The following is an 18,970-nucleotide window of genomic DNA, read 5'->3' on the forward strand; positions in this document are numbered from 1 at the left end:
GACGGCAAGCTTATGTCGGCGACCCCGGATACGTCCGACAGGACGCCTCCGGGGTCGCCAGTGGAACTGTTTACTCAGCGGCCGGGCGGGTCCGCTTGGTGGCCCGGGGCAGCTTCGCCGACGGGGTGGCGGCCGGCTTGGTGGCCTTGACGGTCCGGGTGGCCTTCTTCGCGGCGGCCGGCTTGGCCTGCACGACCTCGGCAACCTCGGCCGGGGTCGGCACCTCGGCCTCGGCGGTCGCGGCCGGGGCGGTGGCCGGCTTCGCGACCGGGTCGGCCTCGGTCGCCTCGATGTCGGCGTTCACGGTGTCGGCGGCCTCCAGGACGCCGGCGCCGACGACCCGCTCTCCGCGGGCGACGAGCGCGCCGTACGCGGCCAGTGCCCGCTCCTGAGCGACCTGGGCGCCGGCGAACACCACGGCGGCGTTGCGGGTGGCCGCGGCGCGCAGCTTGTCGAGGTCGGCGGCCTCGCGGAGCTTGGCCAGGTCGGCCGCCTCGCGGAGCTTGGTCAGGTCGGTCGGGACACCGCGCTCCCGCAGGCTGTCGGCCGTCTCGTTGGCGGTACGCAGCGTCGCGGTGGCCTTCTCGCGCAGCTCGACCCCGGTGACCACGGCCTTGCCGCCGAGCTCGGCGACGACCCTGGTGCCGAGGTCGCTGACCACGGTGGGCAGCTTGCGCAGCTGCTGGAACGCCAGCTCGCCGGCGCCGGCGGCGGCGTAGAGGGGGGCCGGGATGCGGTTGGTCTTCGGCTGGGTCATGACGTCTCCTCCTCGGCCGCGTCGGCGGCCTTCGGGGCCGCCGGACCGGCGGCCTTCTTCACGGGGGTGGTGGTGCTCGGCGGGGCGGGCGCCGGACCGGCCTCGGTGACGGCGACCGATTCGAGGACCGCCTCGGTCGGCGTGCCGTCCGGTGTGGTCGGTCCGGTGGCGGCGGGGTTCACCAGGCCCGCCGACTCGTCCGGGGTGTCGAGCCGGGCGTTCTCCCGGCGGAAGGTCTCGTAGATCTGGCTCAGGGACTGCTTCTGCGCCATGGTGAGGTCGGGATCCACGGCGATCGCCGCGAGCACCCCCTGACCCTCCTTGTCGTCCAGCAGCCCGGCCCGCAGGTACATGGCCGGCGTGGAGACCCGCAGCGCGCTGGCGAGCTGCTGGAGCACCTCGGCGCTCGGCTTGCGCAGGCCGCGCTCGATCTGGCTGAGGTACGGGTTGCTGACCCCGGCCTGCTCGGCGAGCTGGCGCAGCGAAATCTTCGCGTTTCGCCGCAGATCACGAATGAACCCGCCGACGTCGGGAAGGTCCTTACCAGTGGCCATGCGACCGACGGTAACCGGCCCTGCTAGCTGTTGCAAGCGTTTTGCTAGCCAGAGTTAGCAACGTCTCATCCAAGCGCTTGCATGAACATCGCCCGCTGGTACCTTCCTCCGATGACCAAGATCGAGGTGAACGGCGCGGTGCTGGCGTACGACGAGGTCGGCGAGGGCAGCCCGGTGGTGCTGCTGCACGCCGGCATCGCGGACCGGCGGATGTGGCGGAAACAGGTCGACGCGCTGGCCACCCGGCACCGCGTGATCGTTCCCGACCTGCGCGGCTACGGCGAATCGGAGCTGCCGCCGGCCCCGTTCACCCACCACGACGACGTGGTCGGGCTGCTGGACGCGCTCGACCTGCCCCGGGCCGCCCTGGTCGGCTGCTCCTTCGGTGGCCGGGTCGCGGTGGACACCGCGCTGGCCCACCCGGAGCGGGTCTCCGCGCTCGCCCTCATCGGCGCCGCCATCTCCGGCCACGAGTGGTCCGAGGAGACCGAGCAGCTCTGGGACGACCTGGTCGGCGAGGTCGATCCGGAGGACTTCGTGGCCAGCGCCGCCGGCGAGGTGCGGTTCTGGGTGGTGGGCCCGTCCCGGCAGCCGGCGGACGTCGACCCGGAGCTGATCCGCTTCGCCGAGGAGATGGACCAGCGCGCGCTCGCCGCCGAGTTGGCACTCAGCGCCGTCGAGGTCGGCGAACTCGACCCGCCGGCGATCGAGCGGCTCCGCGAGCTGCGGATGCCAGTACTGGTCGGGGCCGGCGCCGACGACCTCGGGGACATCCGCCGCCTGGCCGACCGCATCGCGGCCGAGGCCCCCCAGGCGGTACGCCTACCGGACGTACCCGACGCCGCCCACCTGGCGCCCCTGGAGCAGCCCCACCCGATCAACGCCGCCCTGCTCACCTTCCTCCCCTAACCCCCGCACCCCCACCCCCGACCCCTCGACCCGTTGATCAAGAGGTTCGCGTCAGTCCGGAGATCGAACTTGACGCGAACCTCTTGATCAACGCCGGTCCCAGGGGCCGGCGGGCGGGGGTGGGGTTACCAGAGGGGGCGGATGGCGCCTACGGGGACGCCGCCGCCCAGGAGGGGGAGCTCGGCGTACTCGGTGAGGACCGGGGCCTCGACGCCGAGGCGTCGTAGCGCGGAGACCAGCACCGGCATCCGGGCCCGGGCGGCGCCGTCGTCGATCTTCAGGGCCACCGCGCCCACCCCGGGCAGCGCCACCGCGATCACGCCCTCCGCGCCGACCTTGGCGAGCAGGCCCGGGATGCCGCGCATCAGGCGGGTGTCGTCGGCCTCGGTGCCGCCGACGATCTCGGGGTACGCCCGCATCGCGTCGGCCACCGTCCGGGGCAACGAGCCGACCTCGGCCGCGACCAGCTGGAGGAACGCCCCGGCCAGCCCGGTCAGCGAGACCGCGAGCACCGGCGCGCCGCAGCCGTCCACGCCCACGGCCGCCGCCTCCTCGCCGGTGAACTCCTCGATCGCCGCGCGCAGGCGCTGTTGCAGCGGGTGCTCCGGGCGCCAGTAGCCGTCCAGCGGCCAGCCGGCCGCCCGGCAGGTGAGCAGCATGCCGCTGTGCTTGCCGGAGCAGTTCATCTGCGTCCGGGTCGGCCCGCCCCCGGCCCGCAGCACCGCGGCGCGGGCCGCCTCGCCCACCGGCAGGTCCGGCGGACAGTGCAGCGCCGACTCGTCCAGCCCGGCGCGGGCGAGCAGCGCACCGACCCGGGCGAGGTGGAACTCCTCACCGGCATGGCTGGCGGAGACCAGCGCCAGGTCGGCCGGATCGGCCAGCGACAGGCCGGCGCGGAGCATCCCGATCGCCTGCATCGGCTTGCTCGCCGAGCGGGGGAAGATCGCGGATGTCACGTCGCCGGTGGCGGCCACCGTCGCCCCGGACGCGTCCAGCACCACCACCGAGCCGCGGTGCATCCCCTCCACGAACCCGGACCGGACCACTTCGGCGAGCGGCGCGCCGCCCTCGTACGTCTTTCCCACGGTGTGGACGGTACCGACGGGTGCGCGGCGGGCGACGCCCGGGTGACCAGGTCTTCCCGGATTCAGTGACAGGAGTGCCGGACGGGGCTGCCCTTACAGCCCGAGCAGCTCGCGGGCCTGCGCGGTGGTCAGCGGCGGGCGCTGCGCGAGCTGGGCGAAACCGACCGCGCGGGCGACCAGCTGCATGTTGGACTCCACCGGCCGCCCCTTGGCGTAGGTCACGGTGTCCTCCATGCCGACCCGCAGGTGCCCGCCGGCGGAGAGCGACGCCAGCAACACCGAGATGCTGCTGCGACCGATGCCGGTGGCGGAGAAGGTGGTCCCCTCCGGCAGGTCGCGCAGCATCTGCCGGGCCGCCACCAGCGTCTCGGTGGTGCCCGGCATGCCGCCCGGCACGCCCATCACGAAGTCGACGTGCACGTGCCCGCCGTGCGGCAGGCCGTACTTGCCGAGCAGCCGCTGCAACGCGGTCAGGTGGCCGAGTTCGAAGATCTCGTACTCGGGCACGACGCCCCGCTCCTGCATCCGGGTGTGCAGGTCGACGATGAACTCCCAGCGGTTGAGGAAGACGTCGTCGCCGAAGTTGACCGTGCCCATGGTGCAGGAGGCCATGTCCGGGCCGGCGTCGAGCACCGCGAGCCGGGCGGCCTCCGGGTCGGTGACCGCGCCACCGGAGGAGAGCTGGACGATCAGGTCGGTGCTCTCCCGCAGCGCCGCCACGGTCTCGCGCAGCCGACCCTGGTCGAGGGTGGGCCTCGCCTCGTCGTCCCGGATGTGGACGTGGATCACGGCGGCGCCCAGCGCCTCGCACTCCTTCGCGGTGAGCAGCAGCTCGTCGAGGGTCACCGGCAGCGCCGGAACCTCCGCCTTGGCCGACTCCGCGCCGGTGGGGGCAACCGTGATCAACGTCCCTGTCGTCATGCCGGGATCCTAGACGCCGGGCTCAGACCGGGTCGATCGCCGCCGCGGTCTCGTTGATCAGGAGGCGGGCGTCCTCCGGGACGTTCCGCTTGATCACCGCCAGCGCGATCTGGCCCAGCTCGTAGTGGTGCACGGCGGTGCCGACGAAGCCGACCGCCCGGCCGTCGAGGGTGACCGGGGTGCCGGCGACCGGCGGTTGGTCGGTGGTCACACCGTCCAGGTGCAGCAGGACGAGACGGCGCGGCGGACGGCCCATGTTGTGCACCCGGGCCACCGTCTCCTGGCCCCGGTAGCAGCCCTTCTCCAGGTGCACCGCCGGCTCGATCAGGTCCACCTCGGCGGGGATGGTCCGGTGGTCGGTGTCCACCCCGACCCGGGGCCGGCGGGCGGCCACCCGGATCGCCTCGTACGCCCAGAGCCCGGCGACGGGCACTCCGGCGCCGCGCAGCTCCGCGACCACCTGCTCCATCGACTCCCGGGGCACCAGCAGGTCCACGCCCAGCGGAACCCGGCGGGCCCAGCCACCGACGGGCAGCGGCTTGACCGCGTACCGCACGGACGGCCGGGGCGGCACCGTGCCCTGGCGGAACTTCGGACCCGGCACCGCGACCGCGTCGGGTGCGGCCAACCCGGTCACCCCGAGCGTCTCGAGCGCCGCGGTCGCCTCCGGCCCGACCAGCGAGAGCAGGGCGTGGTCGGCGGTCGCGTCGCGCGGCTCGACCTTGCTGAAGAACCGCATCTTCTCCAGGTAGGTCAGCAGGCCGCCGGTCGCTCCCGGCTCGGTGTCCAGCCAGGTGGTGAGGCCGTCCTCGGCCACCATGGCGTGCTGCTCGACGTGCCCGTGCGGGGAGAGGACCAGCAGCTCGGTGCCCTCACCGGCGGTCAGGTCGGCGAGGTGCTGCGAGGTGAGCGTGTGCAGCCAGCTGGCCCGCTCCTCGCCGGGCACCGCCACGACACCCCGGTGGGACCGGTCGACCAGGCCGACCGCGGTGTCGAGGACGCGCTGCTCGCGCATCGGATCGCCGTAGTGGGCGGCGACCCCGCGTACCCCGGCCGCGACGTGCGCCGGCTCGGGCTGGTCGCGGGTGGCCTCGTCGATGCTCTCGACGGCCACCGCGCCCGCGATGTCGATCATTCCGAGTCCCCGTTCTCACAGCGGCCGCAGAGGCCGAAGAGCGACACGTGCCCGATGTCGACCCGGAACCCCCGCTGCTCAACCAGCTGGTCGGCGAGCGGCCGGAGCAGGTCGGGATCGATCTCGTCGATCGCCCCGCACTGCCGGCAGACCAGGTGGACGTGCTGGTGCTCCCCGGCGGCGTGGTACGTCGGCGAGCCGTGCGAGAGATGGGTGTGGGTCACCAGGCCGAGCCGTTCCAGCAGCTCCAGCGTCCGGTAGATGGTGGTGATGTTCACGCCCGCGGCCACCTCACGGACGGCCGTGTGCACCTGTTCGGGGGTGGCGTGACCGAGGTCCAGCACCGCCTGGAGGACGAGCTGTCGCTGCGCCGTCAGCCGCAGGCCACGGGAGCGGAGCATTTCCGCGAGGGAGGATTCGGACACCGTCCGATCATAGTTCGGCCGCCACGGCGCTCCCGGGCCGCCGCGTCCGCCGCTACGCTCGGCGGTCATGGTGACATCGAGGATCGCCGTGCTCGGTCGCGGCGCCGTGTCCGCCGGGGAGCCGGTGCTACGCGGGGACGACCTGGGTGTGCTGCGCGGCGACGGGCTCTTCGAGACCATGCACCTGCGCGACGGGCGGCCGTGGCTGCGGGACGCCCACCTGGGCCGGCTGGCTCGGGCCGCGGCGGCCGTGGAGCTGACCCTGCCGCCCCGGGCGGTGCTGGTCGGGCTGCTCGACGCGGTCCGCGCCGGATGGCCGGCCGAGGTGGAGGGCGCACTGCGGCTGGTCTGCACCCGGGGGCCGGAGGGCGGCGGGCCACCGACCGTCTACGCCACCCTCGCCGAGGTCCCGGCGGCGTCCCGGCGCGCCCGGGCCACCGGGATCACCGTGGCGACCCTGCCGCTCGGCGTGCCGGCCGAGTCCCGGACCGCCCTGGACTGGCTGCCCGCCGGGATCAAGTCCACGTCGTACGCGGTGAGCACCGCGGCTCGCCGCTGGGCGCAGCGGGCCGGCGTCGACGACGTGCTCTGGGTCTCCTCCGACGGGTACGCGCTGGAGGGCCCGACCGCGAACCTGGTCTGGCTGGCCGGCGACACCCTCTGCACCGTGCCCGCGGCCAGCACCGGCATCCTGCCCGGCACCACCGCCGCCTGGCTGCTCGGGCACGCCGGCGAGCTGGGCTTCGACGCGGCCGAACGGATGGTCACGCCGACCGAGCTGCGCGCCGCCGACGGGGTCTGGTTCAGCTCGTCGATACGCGGCCTCACCGAGGTCACCGCGCTCGACGGCGAGCCGCTCCCCCGCTCCCCGCACACCCCACCGCTGCAGAAGCTCGTCGCCTTCCCCGTGCCGGACGTCGAACAGCCGTGATCATGAGGTTGACGGCGCTTTCCGCGCACGGCGGAGCCGTCAACCTCATGATCAACGTGACTGGCAGGCGGGAGGGGGTGGGGACCGAGCGGTCAGCCAGCGACGCGGGTGAGGCGGGCGGACAGGTGCGGGCTGAGGTCGTGGCCGACCGCGGCCATCTCCTGGGCGTAGAGCAGGGCGCCCTCGACGATGCCGAAGAGCCGGTGCCCCGCGGTGACCTCCTTGGCCGTCGCCGTGCGCACCACGGCGTCGGTGACCAGCTCGACCTGGGTGCCGTTACGCCGGCCGAGGTAGAGCTCCATCACCCCGGTCGGCGTGGTCAGCAACGCCTCCAGCTCGTTGGTGGCCCGGTCACCGTCGAACACCGGGCGCCACCAGCCGACCTCGCGGCCGGCCGGGCGCACCGGGCGGCTCTGCTCGTCGAGGATCCAGGCCCGCGACTCGTAGGAGAGGAACGGCCGCCCGTCGTGGCTGATCCGGATCTCCTGGGCGAAGTCGAAGTCCTCGATCGTGGGGAACCCGCCCCGGCCACGGCCGCGCCACACGCCGATGTACGGCAGCAGGCCGTCCAGGGCGGGGTGCAGTTTCGGGCCGACCCGCAGGTCGTGGCTCTCCTCGTAGGGGTACGGCTCGACCGGCGGCGCGTTCAGCCACGGCGGCGGCTGCAGGGGATTGTCGTCCGAGGGATTCGCGCTCACCATACGTCCTTCGTTCGCGACTGCGGGGCTCGCAAACCCGGCTCACTCCTCGCGCTCACGATTGCTCCTTCGTTCGCGACTGCGGGGCTCGCAAACCCGGCTCACTCCTCGCGCTCACCATTTACCTCTCGACAGGCGTACAGCCAGATAGACCAGGCCACCGGCGAGCGCGCCCAGGCCGGCGACCAGCAGGCTGACGAACCCGATCTCGGTGACCATCCCGCCCATCCTATGCTGGGCCTCATGGCCCGCACTCTCGTCGTCAAGGCCACCGCCGGCGCGGACGCTCCGGAGCGGTGCGCCCAGGCGTTCACGGTGGCCGCGACGGCCGCCGCAGCCGGCGTGCACGTCTCCCTCTGGCTCACCGGGGAGTCCACCTGGTTCGCGCTGCCCGGGCGCGCCCAGGAGTTCGAGTTGCCGCACTCGGCCCCGCTGGCCGAGCTGCTGCACGTGGTGCTGACCAGCGGCACCGTCACCGCCTGCACCCAGTGCGCCGCCCGCCGGGAGATCGGCCCGGACGACGTGCTGCCCGGCGTACGGATCGCCGGCGCCGCGGTCTTCGTCGAAGAGGCGATGGCCGAGGGCGCGCAGGCGCTGGTCTACTGATCACCGGTCCACGCACCCGGGCCTGCTATGTCCGGTAAGGGCGGACTGCCGATACTGACCCGGTATGTCAGACCGCTGCCTACGATTCGGATGTGAGCGAGACGGCAGAGCGGTTCTTCGAATCGCTGCCGGCGCGCGCCCCCGACGTCCTGCGCGGCCTGGTCAGCGGAACCCTCCAGATCGAGCTCTCCACCGATGACGAGACCGACCACTGGCTGGTCGTGATGCGGCCGGGAACGGTCGAGGTGAGCCGTCACCGCGGGCCGGCCGACGCCCTCTGGTACAGCAGCGCGGACCTCTTCGACCGGCTGGTGCGCGGCGAGGCGCAGGGAGTCGCCGCGGTGTTGCGCAACGAGAGCACGTTCAGCGGAAACGTGGTGCTCTTCCTGGCCTTCCGGAGGTTCTTCCCGGACCCACCGGGCACCCGTGATCCGCGCGAGGCGGCTCGGGAGCAGACCGGACGGCTGGCGTGAAGGACCTGGTCAGCATCCTGGACGGCAACACCTTCCTGGTGACCGACCGGCGCGGTGACATCGAGCCCTCGTTCGACTTCCCCACCGGGCTCTTCTCCTTCGACACCCGCTTCCTCTCCACCTGGCTGCTGACCCTGGACGGGGAACGGCTGCACGCGCTCTCCATCGACGACGCGGAGTCCTACCGCACCCGGTTCTTCCTGGCGCCCGGTGAGCCGACGCACTACCTGGACGCCCGGGTCTCGGTGATCCGCAGCCGGGCGATCGGCGGCAGCTTCGAGGAGGAGCTGACCGTGCTGAACCACTCGCGTGATCCGGTCGAGTTCACCCTGCGACTCGACGTCGGCGCCGACTTCGCCGACCTCTTCGAGATCAAGCACGCCCGCCAGAAGAAGGGCCGGACCACGGCCACGGTGAGCGGCAACGAACTGCGGCTGACCTACCGCCGGGAGGCCTTTCACCGGGAGGCGGTGGTCACCACCAGCGAGCCGGGGCAGATCGACGTGTCGGGCATGACGTTCCGGATCCGGATCGACGGACACGGCGAGTGGACCACGCGGCTGCACGTGGCGACCGTGGTCTACGGCGCCCGCGGCGAGGACATCCGCGCCACCCTGCCGTACGGCGGCAGCCGGAACGTGGCCGCCATCCAGGCCGAACAGACCGAGCTGATCGAACGCGCGCCGAAACTCGGCTGCGACTGCCAGCCGCTGGCCGGCGCGTACCGGAGCAGCCTGAACGACCTCGCGGCGCTGCGCTACGAGTCGATCGCCCTCGGGGTCCGGCTGCTCGCCGCCGGCCTGCCCTGGTTCATGACCCTCTTCGGTCGGGACAGCATCTTCACCTCGCTGCAGGTGCTGCCGTTCCTGCCGGAGCTGATCCCACCGACCATCCAGATCCTCGGCGGTCTCCAGGGGCACCGGGTGGACGACTTCCGGGACGAGGAACCGGGGAAGATCCTGCACGAGCTGCGGTACGGGGAAACGGCCGGCTTCGAGGAGCAACCGCACTCGCCCTACTACGGCTCGGCGGACTCCACCCCGCTCTTCGTCATCCTGCTCGACGAGTACGAGCGGTGGACCGGGGACAGCCAGCTGGTGCTCCTGCTCGAGTCGCAGATCCGGGCCGCGCTGGACTGGATCGACGGCTACGGCGACCTGCTCGGCACCGGCTACATCTGGTACCAGACCCGCAACCACGAGACCGGGCTGCAGAACCAGTGCTGGAAGGACTCCTGGGACGCCATCTCCTTCGCCGACGGTCGGCTGCCCGGCTTTCCCCGGGCCACCTGCGAACTGCAGGGGTACGCCTACGACGCGAAGATCCGCGGGGCCCGGCTGGCCCGGAAGTTCTGGAACGACCCGGCGTACGCCGACCGGCTGGAACGGGAGGCCGCCGAGCTGAAGCAGCGGTTCAACCGGGACTTCTGGATCGCGGACCGGGAGTACTACGCGCTCGCCCTGGACGCCGACGGCCGGCAGGTGGACGCTCTCGCCTCGAACATCGGCCACCTGCTCTGGAGCGGCATCGTGGACGAGTCCCGGGCCGGCCGGATCGCCGAGCACCTACTCGGGCCGCGGCTCTTCTCCGGTTGGGGCGTCCGGACCCTCGCCGACGACCAGGGTCGGTACAACCCGATCGGCTACCACGTCGGCACGGTCTGGCCGTTCGACAACTCGATCATCGCCTGGGGGCTCTGGCGATACGGCTACCGGGAGGAGGCCGGCCGGATCTGCGATGCGATCCTGGCCGCGTCCCGGTTCTTCGACGGGCGGCTGCCGGAGGCGTTCGCCGGGTACGAGCGGAACCTCACCGACTACCCGGTGCGGTATCCGACCGCGTGCAGCCCGCAGGCCTGGTCGACCGGGACACCGTTGCTGCTGCTCCGGGTCATGCTCGGCCTGGAACCGCAGGGCGAGCACCTGATCATCGACCCGGCCGTGCCGGAGGGCATGGGCCGCATCGAGCTGCTCGACATCCCCGGCCGCTGGGGCAAGGTCGACGCCCTGGGCCGCAGCCGCACCCCCACCGACCAATCCCAACCCTGACCCCAACCCCGCCCCGTCCCGCCCCCTGGCCTCCAGCCGCCCGGTGATCATGAAGTTGTTGTCACTCACCACGGCGTGTCGCGGCAATAACTTCATGATCACCGGGACGGTCAGGCGCGAGGACCGGGTGGGGGTCAGGGGGTGGGGCGGGGTTAGGGGGTGGGGCAGGGGTGGGTGGCGGTCAGGCGGAGGTGGTCGGCTCGGGCGTCGGCCAGGACGGTCACCGGGCCGGCGCGATAGGCGTACGCGTCGGGGGTGTCCAGAACCGGGCCGGCGGTGGCGAGCGGGGCGAGGGCGGCGGCCGGGTCGGTCGCGCCGGCGGCGACCTCGGCGGCGCGGGCGGTCCGGGCGGCGCCGCCGCCGGGGCAGGGCGCGCTCACCAGTTCGGGCGTCGCCGGGCCCGGCTCACCGAGGGCCCGCAGCGCGTCAGCCAGGGCGACCGTCTCCGCGCCGGCCGGGCCGGTCGTCGGGGCGTAGCCGGCACCCACGAGCCGGCAACCGGTGCGAACGGTGAGCCGGACCCACCCGTCCTCGCCGGGTCGTCCGTCCAGGGCGACGAACTCGCCGACGTCGGCGCGCAGCCGCAGCCCGTCCGGCGTCGTCCGCACGCCGGCCCGCCAGCCCGCCGGCAGCCGGTCCGCGATCCGCTCGAGCAGCTCCCGCTCACCGTCCTCGGGCACGGCCACGTCGACACCCCGGGTCAGGGTCGCCCCGTCGGCGAACGGGGTGATCCGGCAGCCCCGGTCGACCCGCGCCGGGAGCAGCTCCCACACGACCGTTCCGCCGGCCGCCGCGGCCAGCTCACCAATCGCCCGGTCCACCACCGGACCCGCCTCGCCGAGGCTGCGCTGCTCGCGCACGCTGGGCGGGTCGTCGCGGACGGAGATCCAGGCCAGCACCCCGAGCAGCAACGCCCAGGCGACGGTGGCGGCGAGCAGCCAGCGCCGACGCCGGGTGGGGGTTGGCGCGTCAGGCCCGGTCGGCGGGGCATACCCCGCCTGCACAGCACCGCTCACCCGGTCATCGTGTCACGCGGCTGCCGCCCGGCCGGCGGCGCGTTCGGGGCCCGGGGCCGGCCGGGCCGGCGCGGGCGCGGTCAGCCGCTGGTGGGTCGGGGCGCGGCGTCCAACCGGTAGCCGACGCCCCGCACCGTACGTACCCGGGGCCCACCCGGCAGCGGACGCAGCTTGCGACGGAGCCGTTTGACGGCCGAGTGCAGGATCGCCGCGTCGCCCAGGTAGGCACCGCCCCAGACGGCGCCGAAGAGCCGCTCGTAGCTCCAGACCGAGATCGGTGGGGTGACCAGCCGGGCGAGCAGCTCCCGCTCGGTACGGGTCAGCGAGAGCGGTTCGCCGCGCCAGGTCACCAGGTGCCCGGCCCGGTCGACGAGCAGCTCGCCCCAGCCGACCGGACGCTCCGACGCCTCGCCCGTACCGTCGCCAGCAGTCGCTTCGGGGGGCTCCGCCTGCTCGACCGGCCGCGGCGCGGGTGGGGGTGACGCCGTCGGCGCGAACAGCACCGCCCGCAACTCGGCGAGGTCGGCGCAGCTCACCACCGGCGCGACCCCGTCGAGGCGGCGTAGCACCCGCTGGCGGACCGCGACGTCGGCGCTGACGCAGACGACGATAGGGACTTCTGCACCGGACACGCTGCCTCCTGGGCGGCCGTGCTGACGTGAGAAGCTCCCACCCATCGGCAGTGACGATCGCCGATGGGGCTCGGGCCAAGCCTAGCGGTAAGTCTCGGGCTCGTCACGGCCCGGAACCTGATCGACGGCTCGGGGCGTCGTCGGCGTACACGACCGGGGCCGGCCACCCGCGAGGGTGACCGGCCCCTGTCGATCAGAGCGGTGGGTCAGGCGGCGACGGTGACGCTCACCTCGTTGATGCCCCGGCCGGCGGTCACGGCGGTGTCGCCGTTGCCGTGCCGGGAGAGCGCCCGCAGGGTCCAGGCGCCGGGCGCGGCGAAGAACCGGAACTGACCGGCCGCGGAGGTGACCACCTCGGCGGTGAACTCACCGGTCGAGTCGAGCAACCGGACGTAGGCGCCCGGCACGGCCTCGCCCTCGGCGGAGCGGACGACGCCGGTGATGACGGTCTCCTTCTCCAGATCCAGGCTGGCCGGCAACGGCGCGGCCTGGTCGGGAGCGGCGCAACCCGCAGCGGTGGGAGCAGCAGGAGCAGTCATGGCTCAGGCCTCCCCCGGCTCGTCGCCGAGCGCGACCGGCACGCCGACCAGCGAGCCGTACTCGGTCCAGGAACCGTCGTAGTTCTTCACGCTGCGGTGCCCGAGCAGCTCCTGCAGGACGAACCAGGTGTGCGAGGAGCGCTCGCCGATCCGGCAGTAGGCGATGGTCTCCTTGCCGTCGTCCAGCCCGGCGTCGGCGTAGATCCTGCGCAACTCGTCGTCGGACTTGAAGGTGCCGTCCTCGTTGGCCGCCTTCGACCACGGCACGCTGATCGCGGTCGGGATGTGCCCGGCCCGCTGCGCCTGCTCCTGGGGCAGGTGCGCGGGGGCGAGCAACCTGCCGGCGAACTCGTCGGGAGAACGCACGTCGACCAGGTTCTTGGTGCCGATCGCGGCCACCACCTCGTCGCGGAAGGCCCGGATCGAGGTGTCCGGCTCCTGCGCGACGTACTGCGTCGCCGGGCGGGTCACCGCGTCCTTGACCAGCGGCCGGGCGTCCAGCTCCCACTTCTTGCGACCGCCGTCGAGCAGCTTCACGTCGCGGTGGCCGTAGAGCTTGAAGTACCAGTAGGCGTACGCGGCGAACCAGTTGTTGTTGCCGCCGTACAGGACCACCGTGTCGTCGTTGCTGATCCCGCGCTCGGAGAGGAGCGCCTCGAACTGGGTCCTGTTCACGAAGTCCCGGCGCACCGGGTCCTGCAGGTCGGTCTTCCAGTCCAGCTTGATGGCCCCGGCGATGTGGCCGGTGTCGTAGGCCGAGGTGTCCTCGTCGACCTCGACGAAGACGACGCCCGGGGCGTCGAGGTTCTTCTCGGCCCAGTCGGCCGAGACGAGTGCGGTGTCGCGACTCATCAGATCACTCCCTGGTCAGGATGGATGGTGAGCCAGCGCGCGGAGATCGAAGTGTGTAAGTGTCGCACCACGCGCGGGACCCCTTGGGAAGGACGGATCACGGGTTCGTGCGACGGCGCCGCTGCCGGGCGATGGGGGAAGGCACTGGGGTTTGCGAACCCTGCGTGCCGGTGGTCGCTCAGGCGACCGGGGACAGCCCCGCCGTCAGATGACGGGGCGACACAGGCAGGTGGCCACGCGGCACAGGTCGACCGCGCGCCGTTTGGTGAGGAGCGTCCCCATGGTCAGGGAGCCTACCAGCCACCACCGGCGGCGCCACCGGCCCGACCAGCATCCGGGACGCCGCCGCGAGCCCGGGGGGCCCGCTCGACTCAGCCGGCCGAGTTGATGGGTACGTCCTTCGCGTCCGCGGTGACCGTCAGCCCCTCGGGCGTCGGCCGGACCTCGCGGACGGCGAGTTGGAAGGGCAGGTCGGGCAGGGGCACGTCGATCGAGATGCCCTTGGCGTAGTTGTTCAGCAGCGTGCGGGCCAGCGGCAGGTTGGGCAGCCCTTCGGCGTCCAGGTTGTTGAAGCGCAGGCCGACCTGCCCCTGCTTGCTGACCGTCACGTCGGCCGTGCCGGTGACGGTCAGCTTCGCGCCGAGGATGTCCACCGGGGCGGTGACCGCGAGTTTGCCGCCCTGCTCGCCGAGGGTGAGGCCGGGCCGGTCGAGCAGGGCCGCCAGGCTCTGGTAGCTGATCGTGCCGGTGCCGTTGACGGTCTCGGCGACCACGTCGCCCTGGCCGGAGCGGATGGTGTCGAGCGAGGCCCGGACGTTGCGGGCGTCCACGTCGAGCTCCGGAAGGCTGATCGCGTCGCCCTGCACCGAGCCGCGCACCTCCCGCAGCACAATGGAGATGCGCTCGTAGCGGCCGTCGAACACCTGGTTCAGGAACGGGAAGCCGCCCACCTCGACCTCCGGCGGGGCGGACTGCGCGTTCTGCTTGGCCACCTCCTGGCGGACCTGGTCGGCGATGGCCCGCTCGGCCACCCCGACGGCCACCCGGTCGGCGATCACCAGGATCCCGCCCAGTACGAGCAGCAGGACGACGAGCACGACGAGCGCCTTGCGCCCGCGTCGCCGTGGACGTTCCTCGTACGCCGCTTGGGCCTGCGCCACACCGTCTCCTGTCTCCGCTCGCCGCGCCGCGGCGCATGGTCACTGCCGGTGCCGCCGGGCGGCGCACCGTTGGTACCCGGCCGGCGTCGCGCTCAACCGTACGTTCAGAGGAAGAGCATGCACATGGCGTACGCCGCCGGCGCGGCCAGGGCGAACCCGCCGAGTGGGCCCTGCATGTGCCGGGCGACCCACATGGTCGGCGGCTCGCCGGCCATCAGCCGGCCCGCCTCGGCGTAGCCCACGGCGAGGTCGGCCAGCACGGCGGTGACCGCCGCGACGAGCCCGATGATGGCCGCCCGGGTCGGGGTGAACGGAGTGACCAGGTAGCTGCCCAGCACGGCGCTGACCAGGGTGCCGACCATCGCGCCGCCGACCACGCCGGCCGCACCTCGGGGCACCTGCGGGGCGAGCCGCGGCCACGGCGCGACCGCGTCGGTCAACCGGGCCACGGTGAGCGCGACGCCGCTGGCGGTCAGGCAGACGGTGATCGCCTGGGTGCCGGCCGGGATCCGGCTCAGCACGATCAGCGTGCCGAAGGCGACAACGCCGACCACGATCAGCAACGTGGTGCCCAGCGAGTCGGTCACCCGAACCCGGTCGACCCGGCGGACCAGCTGACCGAGCACGCCGAGGACGAAGCCGCCGGCGGCGACGTAGCCCAGCGGCGCCAGGCCGGCGATGTCCGACTGCACCGCCGCCGTGTCGGCCGCCACGGCCGCGCCCACGCTTACCAGTGCGACCAGCAGCACCGCGGGCGGGCGCATGGCCATCGTCCAGGCCAGCACGAAGAGCAGCTGGACGCCGAAGATGACGATCGCGAAGGGCAACCGGTGCCCCGGCCCGGAGGTCTGCGCCCCGAGCACCAGGCCGACCCCGAGCAGGGCGGCGAAGCCGGCGGTGGCCACCGAGAGCGGCCGGCGCACCTCGACGGGCGGCACGACCTCCTCGTCCGGCTCGACCGCCGAGTCGTCGTCCGTACGACGGGCCGGCTCACCACCGCGCCGGGCTCGGCGGGGTCCGCTGCGCTCCCGGCGATCATCGTCGTCGGGACCCGGGCCGTTGCGCGGCGCCGGCGGCTGGCCGTGGCCAGGGCCCGGACGGGGCCCGTCGGACCATTGGTCCCGGCCGGTCTCGGGCGAGGTGGAGGGAAACACGCCCCGATCGTGCCAGACCGACCCCCCGGCGCGGAGGTCACGGGTTTCGACAACGTTAAAAGGTGCGCCGCGATCAAGGGCAAAGCGAACAAAGTGGAAGTGCTCCCACGGCGCTGGCGGAGCGATCGGTTACGCTCAACCCGTTACCCCGCCCGTCAGCGACGCCGGGACCCACGCTAGTTCTTCAGCGCACCCCCACCACGGAGTGCAGCTGGTCGCGTGCGGCCGAGAGGCCGCCGGGACGGAGGTGATCGTGGAGATCCTGCTGCTGGTGAGCGCACGCGCAGGCGAACCGTCCGCAGTGCTGCCGGCACTCGACCTGCTGCCCCACTCGGTTCGCACCGCGCCGCGCGACGTCCGCACGCTGGTCGCCGGCCCGAGTCCCGACGCGGTCATGGTCGACGCCCGCTCCGAGCTCAGCGAGGCCCGGGCGACCTGCCGGATGCTGCACGCCACCGGCCTGGGCGTCCCGCTGGTCGCGGTGGTCACCGAGGCCGGGCTGATCGCCCTGAACGCCGACTGGGGCGTCGACGACGTCATCCTCGCCTCAGCCGGGCCGGCCGAGGTCGAGGCCCGGCTGCGACTCGCGGTTGGCCGGCTGACCAACGCGGTCGCCGGCGCCGGCGGCTCGATCCGGGCCGGCGAGCTGACCATCGACCCGGACACCTACGCCGCCAAGCTCAAGGGCCGGCCGCTCGATCTCACCTACAAGGAGTTCGAGCTGCTGAAGTTCCTCGCCCAGCACCCGGGCCGGGTCTTCACCCGCGACCAGCTCCTGCGCGAGGTCTGGGGCTACGACTACTTCGGCGGCACCCGGACGGTGGACGTGCACGTCCGACGGCTACGGGCCAAGCTCGGCTCGGAGTACGAGTCGATGATCGGCACCGTCCGGCAGGTGGGCTACAAGTTCGTCGTGCCGCCGTCGCGGTCGCTGCCCGAGGCGGAGCACGCGCCGCTGCCGGTCTGACCCTCCCCCTCTCGGGGACTATTTCCCATATGCCCTTTTTGCGCCGACAGTCGGACCTATTCTGACTGCCGAGTTGTCAGCGGAAGGGGCGGCGGTGCGTGCGATGACCACGGGGGGCGGCGGGAGCCGGTGGACCGACCGGCTACGAACGCTGCTGCGGCCGGGTTCCACCGGCCGCGCGGTCGCGACCGTCGCCGTGGTGGTGGCTGTGCTGCTCGGCTCGGCGTACGCCCTGGGCCGGAGCCTGGTCCCGGACCGGCCGCAGCACAACGCCACCGGGGTCACCGGCGACCTGGACCCGGACTCCGCCGACCAGCCGGCCGAACCGGACACCTCGACCCCGCACCCGGACGGCCGCAGCGCCGGCCCGACCGAGGCGGGGCAGGACGGCTCCGCCCAGGACGCCACGGGTGACAGCCTGTTCGGCGCGCACTCCACCACCGGCAACCAGAAGGTCGCGCTGACCTTCGACGACGGACCGGATCCGCAGTACACGCCGCAGGTCCTCACGGCGCTTCGCGAGTTCGGCGTCAAGGCGACCTTCTGCGTGGTCGGGGAGAACGCGCAGAACCATCCGGACCTGATCCGGGCGATCGTGGCCGACGGGCACACCCTCTGCAACCACTCCTGGAACCACGACGTCACCCTGGGCAAGCGTTCGCCGGCCGCGATCCGGACCGACCTGTTGCGGACGAACGAGGCGATCCGGGCGGCGGTGCCCGACGCGCCGATCGTCTGGTACCGCCAGCCCGGCGGCGCGTGGACCTATCCCGTGGTCTCGACGGCGCACTCCCTGGGCATGACGCCGGTGCACTGGACGGTCGATCCGTCGGACTGGGACACACCCGGCGCGGGCCGGATCACCGCGACGGTACTCACCGCGGTCGAACCGGGATCGGTCGTGCTGCTGCACGACGCCGGCGGCAACCGGCAGGGCACGGTGGACTCGCTGTACCGCATCCTGCCGGACCTGACCTCGCGGTTCGAGCTGGAGGCGCTGCCGACCGACCCGACGTGACCCGGCGGACGGCCCAGGACGCCGGGACGCCGGCGGCACGCCGGGGCGGTCCGGCTACGGTGGCGGAATGAGCAGCGCCGAGCCCACGATCGACCAGGTGACCCGCAACGACCGACTCGCGTCCGCGGAGATCACCGACGTGCTGGCCCTGGCCCGTTCGGCGGGCGACACGGACGGCGCGGACCCGCTCGACGAACACGTCCTGCTCCGGCTGCGCGACCCGGCGGCCGCGGCCGTGCACCTGACCGCGCGGGCCGACGACGGGACGCTGACCGGGTACGCCCACCTGGACACCACCGACCCGGCCGACGGGATCGGCGTGGAGCTGGTGGTGCACCCCGCGTACCGGCGGCGTGGCACCGGCCGGGCGCTGGCCCGCGGAGTGCTGGCCTCGGCCACCGGTCCGCTGCGGGCCTGGGCGCACGGCGACCACCCGTCGGCCGCCGCGCTCGCGGTCGACCTGGGCTTCACCCGGGCCCGGGTGCTCTGGCAGCTGCGCCGGTCGCTGGCCGCCCCGCTGGGCGAGCCCCAACTGCCCGACGGCGTGACGCTACGCGCGTTCCAGCCGGGTACGGACGACGCGGCCTGGCTCGCGGTCAACGCCCGGGCCTTCGCCGACCACCCCGAGCAGGGTCGGTGGACCGCCGACGACCTGCGGGTACGGCTGGCCGAGCCGTGGTTCGATCCGGCTGGCTTCCTGCTCGCGACGGAGGACTCCACCGGGCGGCTGCTCGGCTTCCACTGGACCAAGGTGCACGAGCGCCCGGGCTCGGCCCGGATCGGCGAGGTCTACGTGCTGGGAGTGGATCCGACGGTGCACCGCGGCGGACTGGGCCGCGCGCTGAGCACCGCGGGGCTGGCATACCTGCGGGACCGGCGCGGCCTGGACCGGGTGATGCTCTACGTCGACGAGACGAACGCCGGCGCGATGGCCCTCTACGAGCGGCTCGGCTTCCTGCGTTGGTCGGCGCACGTCAACTACCAGCTGGGCTGACCTGACTGTGAGGCTGGCCGGGTCGGTCCGCAGATGATGGGCTGATGGTCGGCGGCAGCGGACGTGACTCTTGCTCTGACTGGCTTCGTGCCTTGG

At 73.2% G+C, this 18,970-nt stretch carries 23 protein-coding genes; 8 read left to right on the plus strand and 15 right to left on the minus strand.

Going from position 1 to position 18,970, the window contains the following annotated elements:
• Positions 1-70: 70 nt before the first annotated feature.
• Positions 71-757, minus strand: a complete 687-nt coding sequence (locus ACIP9D_RS17530) for a hypothetical protein (RefSeq protein WP_350875770.1) — start codon at positions 755-757, stop codon at positions 71-73.
• On the minus strand, positions 754-1,311 hold the full coding sequence (locus ACIP9D_RS17535; RefSeq protein WP_350875772.1) for a helix-turn-helix transcriptional regulator: 558 nt from the start codon (positions 1,309-1,311) through the stop codon (positions 754-756). Before ACIP9D_RS17535 ends, ACIP9D_RS17530 begins: the two co-directional genes overlap by 4 nt.
• A 111-nt stretch (positions 1,312-1,422) precedes the next feature.
• On the opposite strand from ACIP9D_RS17535, the gene ACIP9D_RS17540 reads away from it, so the two are divergent.
• Positions 1,423-2,220 carry an alpha/beta hydrolase gene (locus tag ACIP9D_RS17540; protein ID WP_350875774.1) on the plus strand — a complete coding sequence of 266 codons (798 nt, stop codon included), beginning with the start codon at positions 1,423-1,425 and terminating at the stop codon, positions 2,218-2,220.
• A 125-nt stretch (positions 2,221-2,345) separates the two neighbouring features.
• Here the strand turns inward: ACIP9D_RS17540 and ACIP9D_RS17545 are convergent, their stop codons facing one another.
• From ACIP9D_RS17545 to ACIP9D_RS17560, 4 genes are all read right to left on the minus strand, one after another.
• Positions 2,346-3,305 carry an asparaginase gene (locus ACIP9D_RS17545; RefSeq protein WP_350875776.1) on the minus strand — a complete coding sequence of 320 codons (960 nt, stop codon included), beginning with the start codon at positions 3,303-3,305 and terminating at the stop codon, positions 2,346-2,348.
• Between the two features lie 93 nt (positions 3,306-3,398).
• Positions 3,399-4,226, minus strand: a complete 828-nt coding sequence (locus ACIP9D_RS17550; protein ID WP_350875778.1) for a 3-keto-5-aminohexanoate cleavage protein — start codon at positions 4,224-4,226, stop codon at positions 3,399-3,401.
• 22 nt (positions 4,227-4,248) lie between these two features.
• Positions 4,249-5,361 carry a folate-binding protein gene (locus ACIP9D_RS17555; protein WP_350875780.1) on the minus strand — a complete coding sequence of 371 codons (1,113 nt, stop codon included), beginning with the start codon at positions 5,359-5,361 and terminating at the stop codon, positions 4,249-4,251.
• Positions 5,358-5,786, minus strand: coding sequence for a Fur family transcriptional regulator (locus ACIP9D_RS17560; protein ID WP_350875782.1), 429 nt, complete (start codon positions 5,784-5,786; stop codon positions 5,358-5,360). Before ACIP9D_RS17560 ends, ACIP9D_RS17555 begins: the two co-directional genes overlap by 4 nt.
• A gap of 67 nt (positions 5,787-5,853) precedes the next feature.
• Between ACIP9D_RS17560 and ACIP9D_RS17565 the strand changes: the two genes are divergently transcribed.
• Positions 5,854-6,717 (plus strand): aminotransferase class IV, encoded by an 864-nt coding sequence (locus tag ACIP9D_RS17565; RefSeq protein ID WP_350875784.1) that lies wholly within the window; start codon positions 5,854-5,856, stop codon positions 6,715-6,717.
• Between the two features lie 92 nt (positions 6,718-6,809).
• On the opposite strand, the gene ACIP9D_RS17570 is transcribed toward ACIP9D_RS17565, so the two are convergent.
• Together ACIP9D_RS17570 and mtfM are read right to left on the minus strand one after the other, a co-directional pair.
• Positions 6,810-7,415 (minus strand): FABP family protein, encoded by a 606-nt coding sequence (locus ACIP9D_RS17570; protein WP_400450257.1) that lies wholly within the window; start codon positions 7,413-7,415, stop codon positions 6,810-6,812.
• 114 nt (positions 7,416-7,529) lie between these two features.
• On the minus strand, positions 7,530-7,634 hold the full coding sequence (mtfM, locus tag ACIP9D_RS17575; protein WP_067315095.1) for a small membrane protein MtfM: 105 nt from the start codon (positions 7,632-7,634) through the stop codon (positions 7,530-7,532).
• 12 nt (positions 7,635-7,646) lie between these two features.
• Here mtfM and ACIP9D_RS17580 point away from each other — a divergent pair, with 12 nt between their 5' ends.
• The 3 genes from ACIP9D_RS17580 to ACIP9D_RS17590 all read left to right on the plus strand — a co-directional run bounded on the left by ACIP9D_RS17580 (position 7,647) and on the right by ACIP9D_RS17590 (position 10,542).
• Positions 7,647-8,021, plus strand: coding sequence for a DsrE family protein (locus tag ACIP9D_RS17580; RefSeq protein ID WP_350875788.1), 375 nt, complete (start codon positions 7,647-7,649; stop codon positions 8,019-8,021).
• Between the two features lie 92 nt (positions 8,022-8,113).
• Positions 8,114-8,494 carry an SCP2 sterol-binding domain-containing protein gene (locus ACIP9D_RS17585; RefSeq protein ID WP_350875791.1) on the plus strand — a complete coding sequence of 127 codons (381 nt, stop codon included), beginning with the start codon at positions 8,114-8,116 and terminating at the stop codon, positions 8,492-8,494.
• Positions 8,491-10,542, plus strand: a complete 2,052-nt coding sequence (locus ACIP9D_RS17590; protein WP_350875793.1) for a glycogen debranching N-terminal domain-containing protein — start codon at positions 8,491-8,493, stop codon at positions 10,540-10,542. Before ACIP9D_RS17585 ends, ACIP9D_RS17590 begins: the two co-directional genes overlap by 4 nt.
• Positions 10,543-10,694: 152 nt before the next feature.
• Here the strand turns inward: ACIP9D_RS17590 and ACIP9D_RS17595 are convergent, their stop codons facing one another.
• The 7 genes from ACIP9D_RS17595 to ACIP9D_RS17625 all read right to left on the minus strand — a co-directional run bounded on the left by ACIP9D_RS17595 (position 10,695) and on the right by ACIP9D_RS17625 (position 15,895).
• Entirely contained in the window at positions 10,695-11,558 is an 864-nt protein-coding gene (locus ACIP9D_RS17595; RefSeq protein WP_350875795.1) for a hypothetical protein, read from the minus strand.
• A gap of 80 nt (positions 11,559-11,638) precedes the next feature.
• Positions 11,639-12,190 carry a winged helix-turn-helix domain-containing protein gene (locus tag ACIP9D_RS17600; protein ID WP_350875797.1) on the minus strand — a complete coding sequence of 184 codons (552 nt, stop codon included), beginning with the start codon at positions 12,188-12,190 and terminating at the stop codon, positions 11,639-11,641.
• Positions 12,191-12,396: 206 nt separating this feature from the next.
• Positions 12,397-12,729, minus strand: a complete 333-nt coding sequence (locus ACIP9D_RS17605; protein ID WP_350875799.1) for a DUF1416 domain-containing protein — start codon at positions 12,727-12,729, stop codon at positions 12,397-12,399.
• Positions 12,730-12,732: 3 nt separating this feature from the next.
• The gene (locus ACIP9D_RS17610; RefSeq protein WP_350875801.1) at positions 12,733-13,581 is read right to left on the minus strand and encodes a sulfurtransferase; all 849 of its coding nucleotides are present in this window, start codon (positions 13,579-13,581) and stop codon (positions 12,733-12,735) included.
• A gap of 204 nt (positions 13,582-13,785) precedes the next feature.
• Positions 13,786-13,863: an Ms5788A family Cys-rich leader peptide gene (locus ACIP9D_RS17615; RefSeq protein ID WP_311202345.1), complete on the minus strand. Its 78-nt coding sequence runs from the start codon at positions 13,861-13,863 to the stop codon at positions 13,786-13,788.
• Between the two features lie 89 nt (positions 13,864-13,952).
• Positions 13,953-14,741, minus strand: coding sequence for a DUF2993 domain-containing protein (locus ACIP9D_RS17620; protein ID WP_350875803.1), 789 nt, complete (start codon positions 14,739-14,741; stop codon positions 13,953-13,955).
• A 104-nt stretch (positions 14,742-14,845) separates the two neighbouring features.
• On the minus strand, positions 14,846-15,895 hold the full coding sequence (locus tag ACIP9D_RS17625) for a hypothetical protein (protein WP_350875805.1): 1,050 nt from the start codon (positions 15,893-15,895) through the stop codon (positions 14,846-14,848).
• 247 nt (positions 15,896-16,142) lie between these two features.
• On the opposite strand from ACIP9D_RS17625, the gene ACIP9D_RS17630 reads away from it, so the two are divergent.
• The 3 genes from ACIP9D_RS17630 (at position 16,143) to mshD (ending at position 18,874) form a co-directional block, all read left to right on the plus strand.
• Positions 16,143-16,862 (plus strand): response regulator transcription factor, encoded by a 720-nt coding sequence (locus ACIP9D_RS17630; protein WP_350875807.1) that lies wholly within the window; start codon positions 16,143-16,145, stop codon positions 16,860-16,862.
• A gap of 103 nt (positions 16,863-16,965) precedes the next feature.
• Entirely contained in the window at positions 16,966-17,880 is a 915-nt protein-coding gene (locus ACIP9D_RS17635) for a polysaccharide deacetylase family protein (protein WP_350875809.1), read from the plus strand.
• Positions 17,881-17,947: 67 nt separating this feature from the next.
• Positions 17,948-18,874, plus strand: coding sequence for a mycothiol synthase (gene mshD / locus ACIP9D_RS17640; protein WP_350875811.1), 927 nt, complete (start codon positions 17,948-17,950; stop codon positions 18,872-18,874).
• The last annotated feature ends 96 nt before the right edge of the window (positions 18,875-18,970 follow it).

The organism is Micromonospora sp. NPDC093243 (assembly GCF_044753725.1).
Taxonomy (GTDB): domain Bacteria; phylum Actinomycetota; class Actinomycetes; order Mycobacteriales; family Micromonosporaceae; genus Micromonospora.

Bases quoted from the DNA above. Each gene is read 5' to 3' on its own strand.
- ACIP9D_RS17535 (WP_350875772.1), bottom strand. From the start codon at position 1,311: ATGGCCACTGGTAAGGACCTTCCCGACGTCGGCGGGTTCATTCGTGAT.
- ACIP9D_RS17580 (WP_350875788.1), top strand. From the start codon at position 7,647: ATGCTGGGCCTCATGGCCCGCACTCTCGTCGTCAAGGCCACCGCCGGC.
- mtfM (WP_067315095.1), bottom strand. From the start codon at position 7,634: ATGGTCACCGAGATCGGGTTCGTCAGCCTGCTGGTCGCCGGCCTGGGC.
- ACIP9D_RS17555 (WP_350875780.1), bottom strand. From the start codon at position 5,361: ATGATCGACATCGCGGGCGCGGTGGCCGTCGAGAGCATCGACGAGGCC.
- ACIP9D_RS17550 (WP_350875778.1), bottom strand. From the start codon at position 4,226: ATGACGACAGGGACGTTGATCACGGTTGCCCCCACCGGCGCGGAGTCG.
- mshD (WP_350875811.1), top strand. From the start codon at position 17,948: ATGAGCAGCGCCGAGCCCACGATCGACCAGGTGACCCGCAACGACCGA.
- ACIP9D_RS17605 (WP_350875799.1), bottom strand. From the start codon at position 12,729: ATGACTGCTCCTGCTGCTCCCACCGCTGCGGGTTGCGCCGCTCCCGAC.
- ACIP9D_RS17615 (WP_311202345.1), bottom strand. From the start codon at position 13,863: ATGGGGACGCTCCTCACCAAACGGCGCGCGGTCGACCTGTGCCGCGTG.
- ACIP9D_RS17540 (WP_350875774.1), top strand. From the start codon at position 1,423: ATGACCAAGATCGAGGTGAACGGCGCGGTGCTGGCGTACGACGAGGTC.
- ACIP9D_RS17565 (WP_350875784.1), top strand. From the start codon at position 5,854: ATGGTGACATCGAGGATCGCCGTGCTCGGTCGCGGCGCCGTGTCCGCC.
- ACIP9D_RS17610 (WP_350875801.1), bottom strand. From the start codon at position 13,581: ATGAGTCGCGACACCGCACTCGTCTCGGCCGACTGGGCCGAGAAGAAC.
- ACIP9D_RS17530 (WP_350875770.1), bottom strand. From the start codon at position 757: ATGACCCAGCCGAAGACCAACCGCATCCCGGCCCCCCTCTACGCCGCC.
- ACIP9D_RS17635 (WP_350875809.1), top strand. From the start codon at position 16,966: ATGACCACGGGGGGCGGCGGGAGCCGGTGGACCGACCGGCTACGAACG.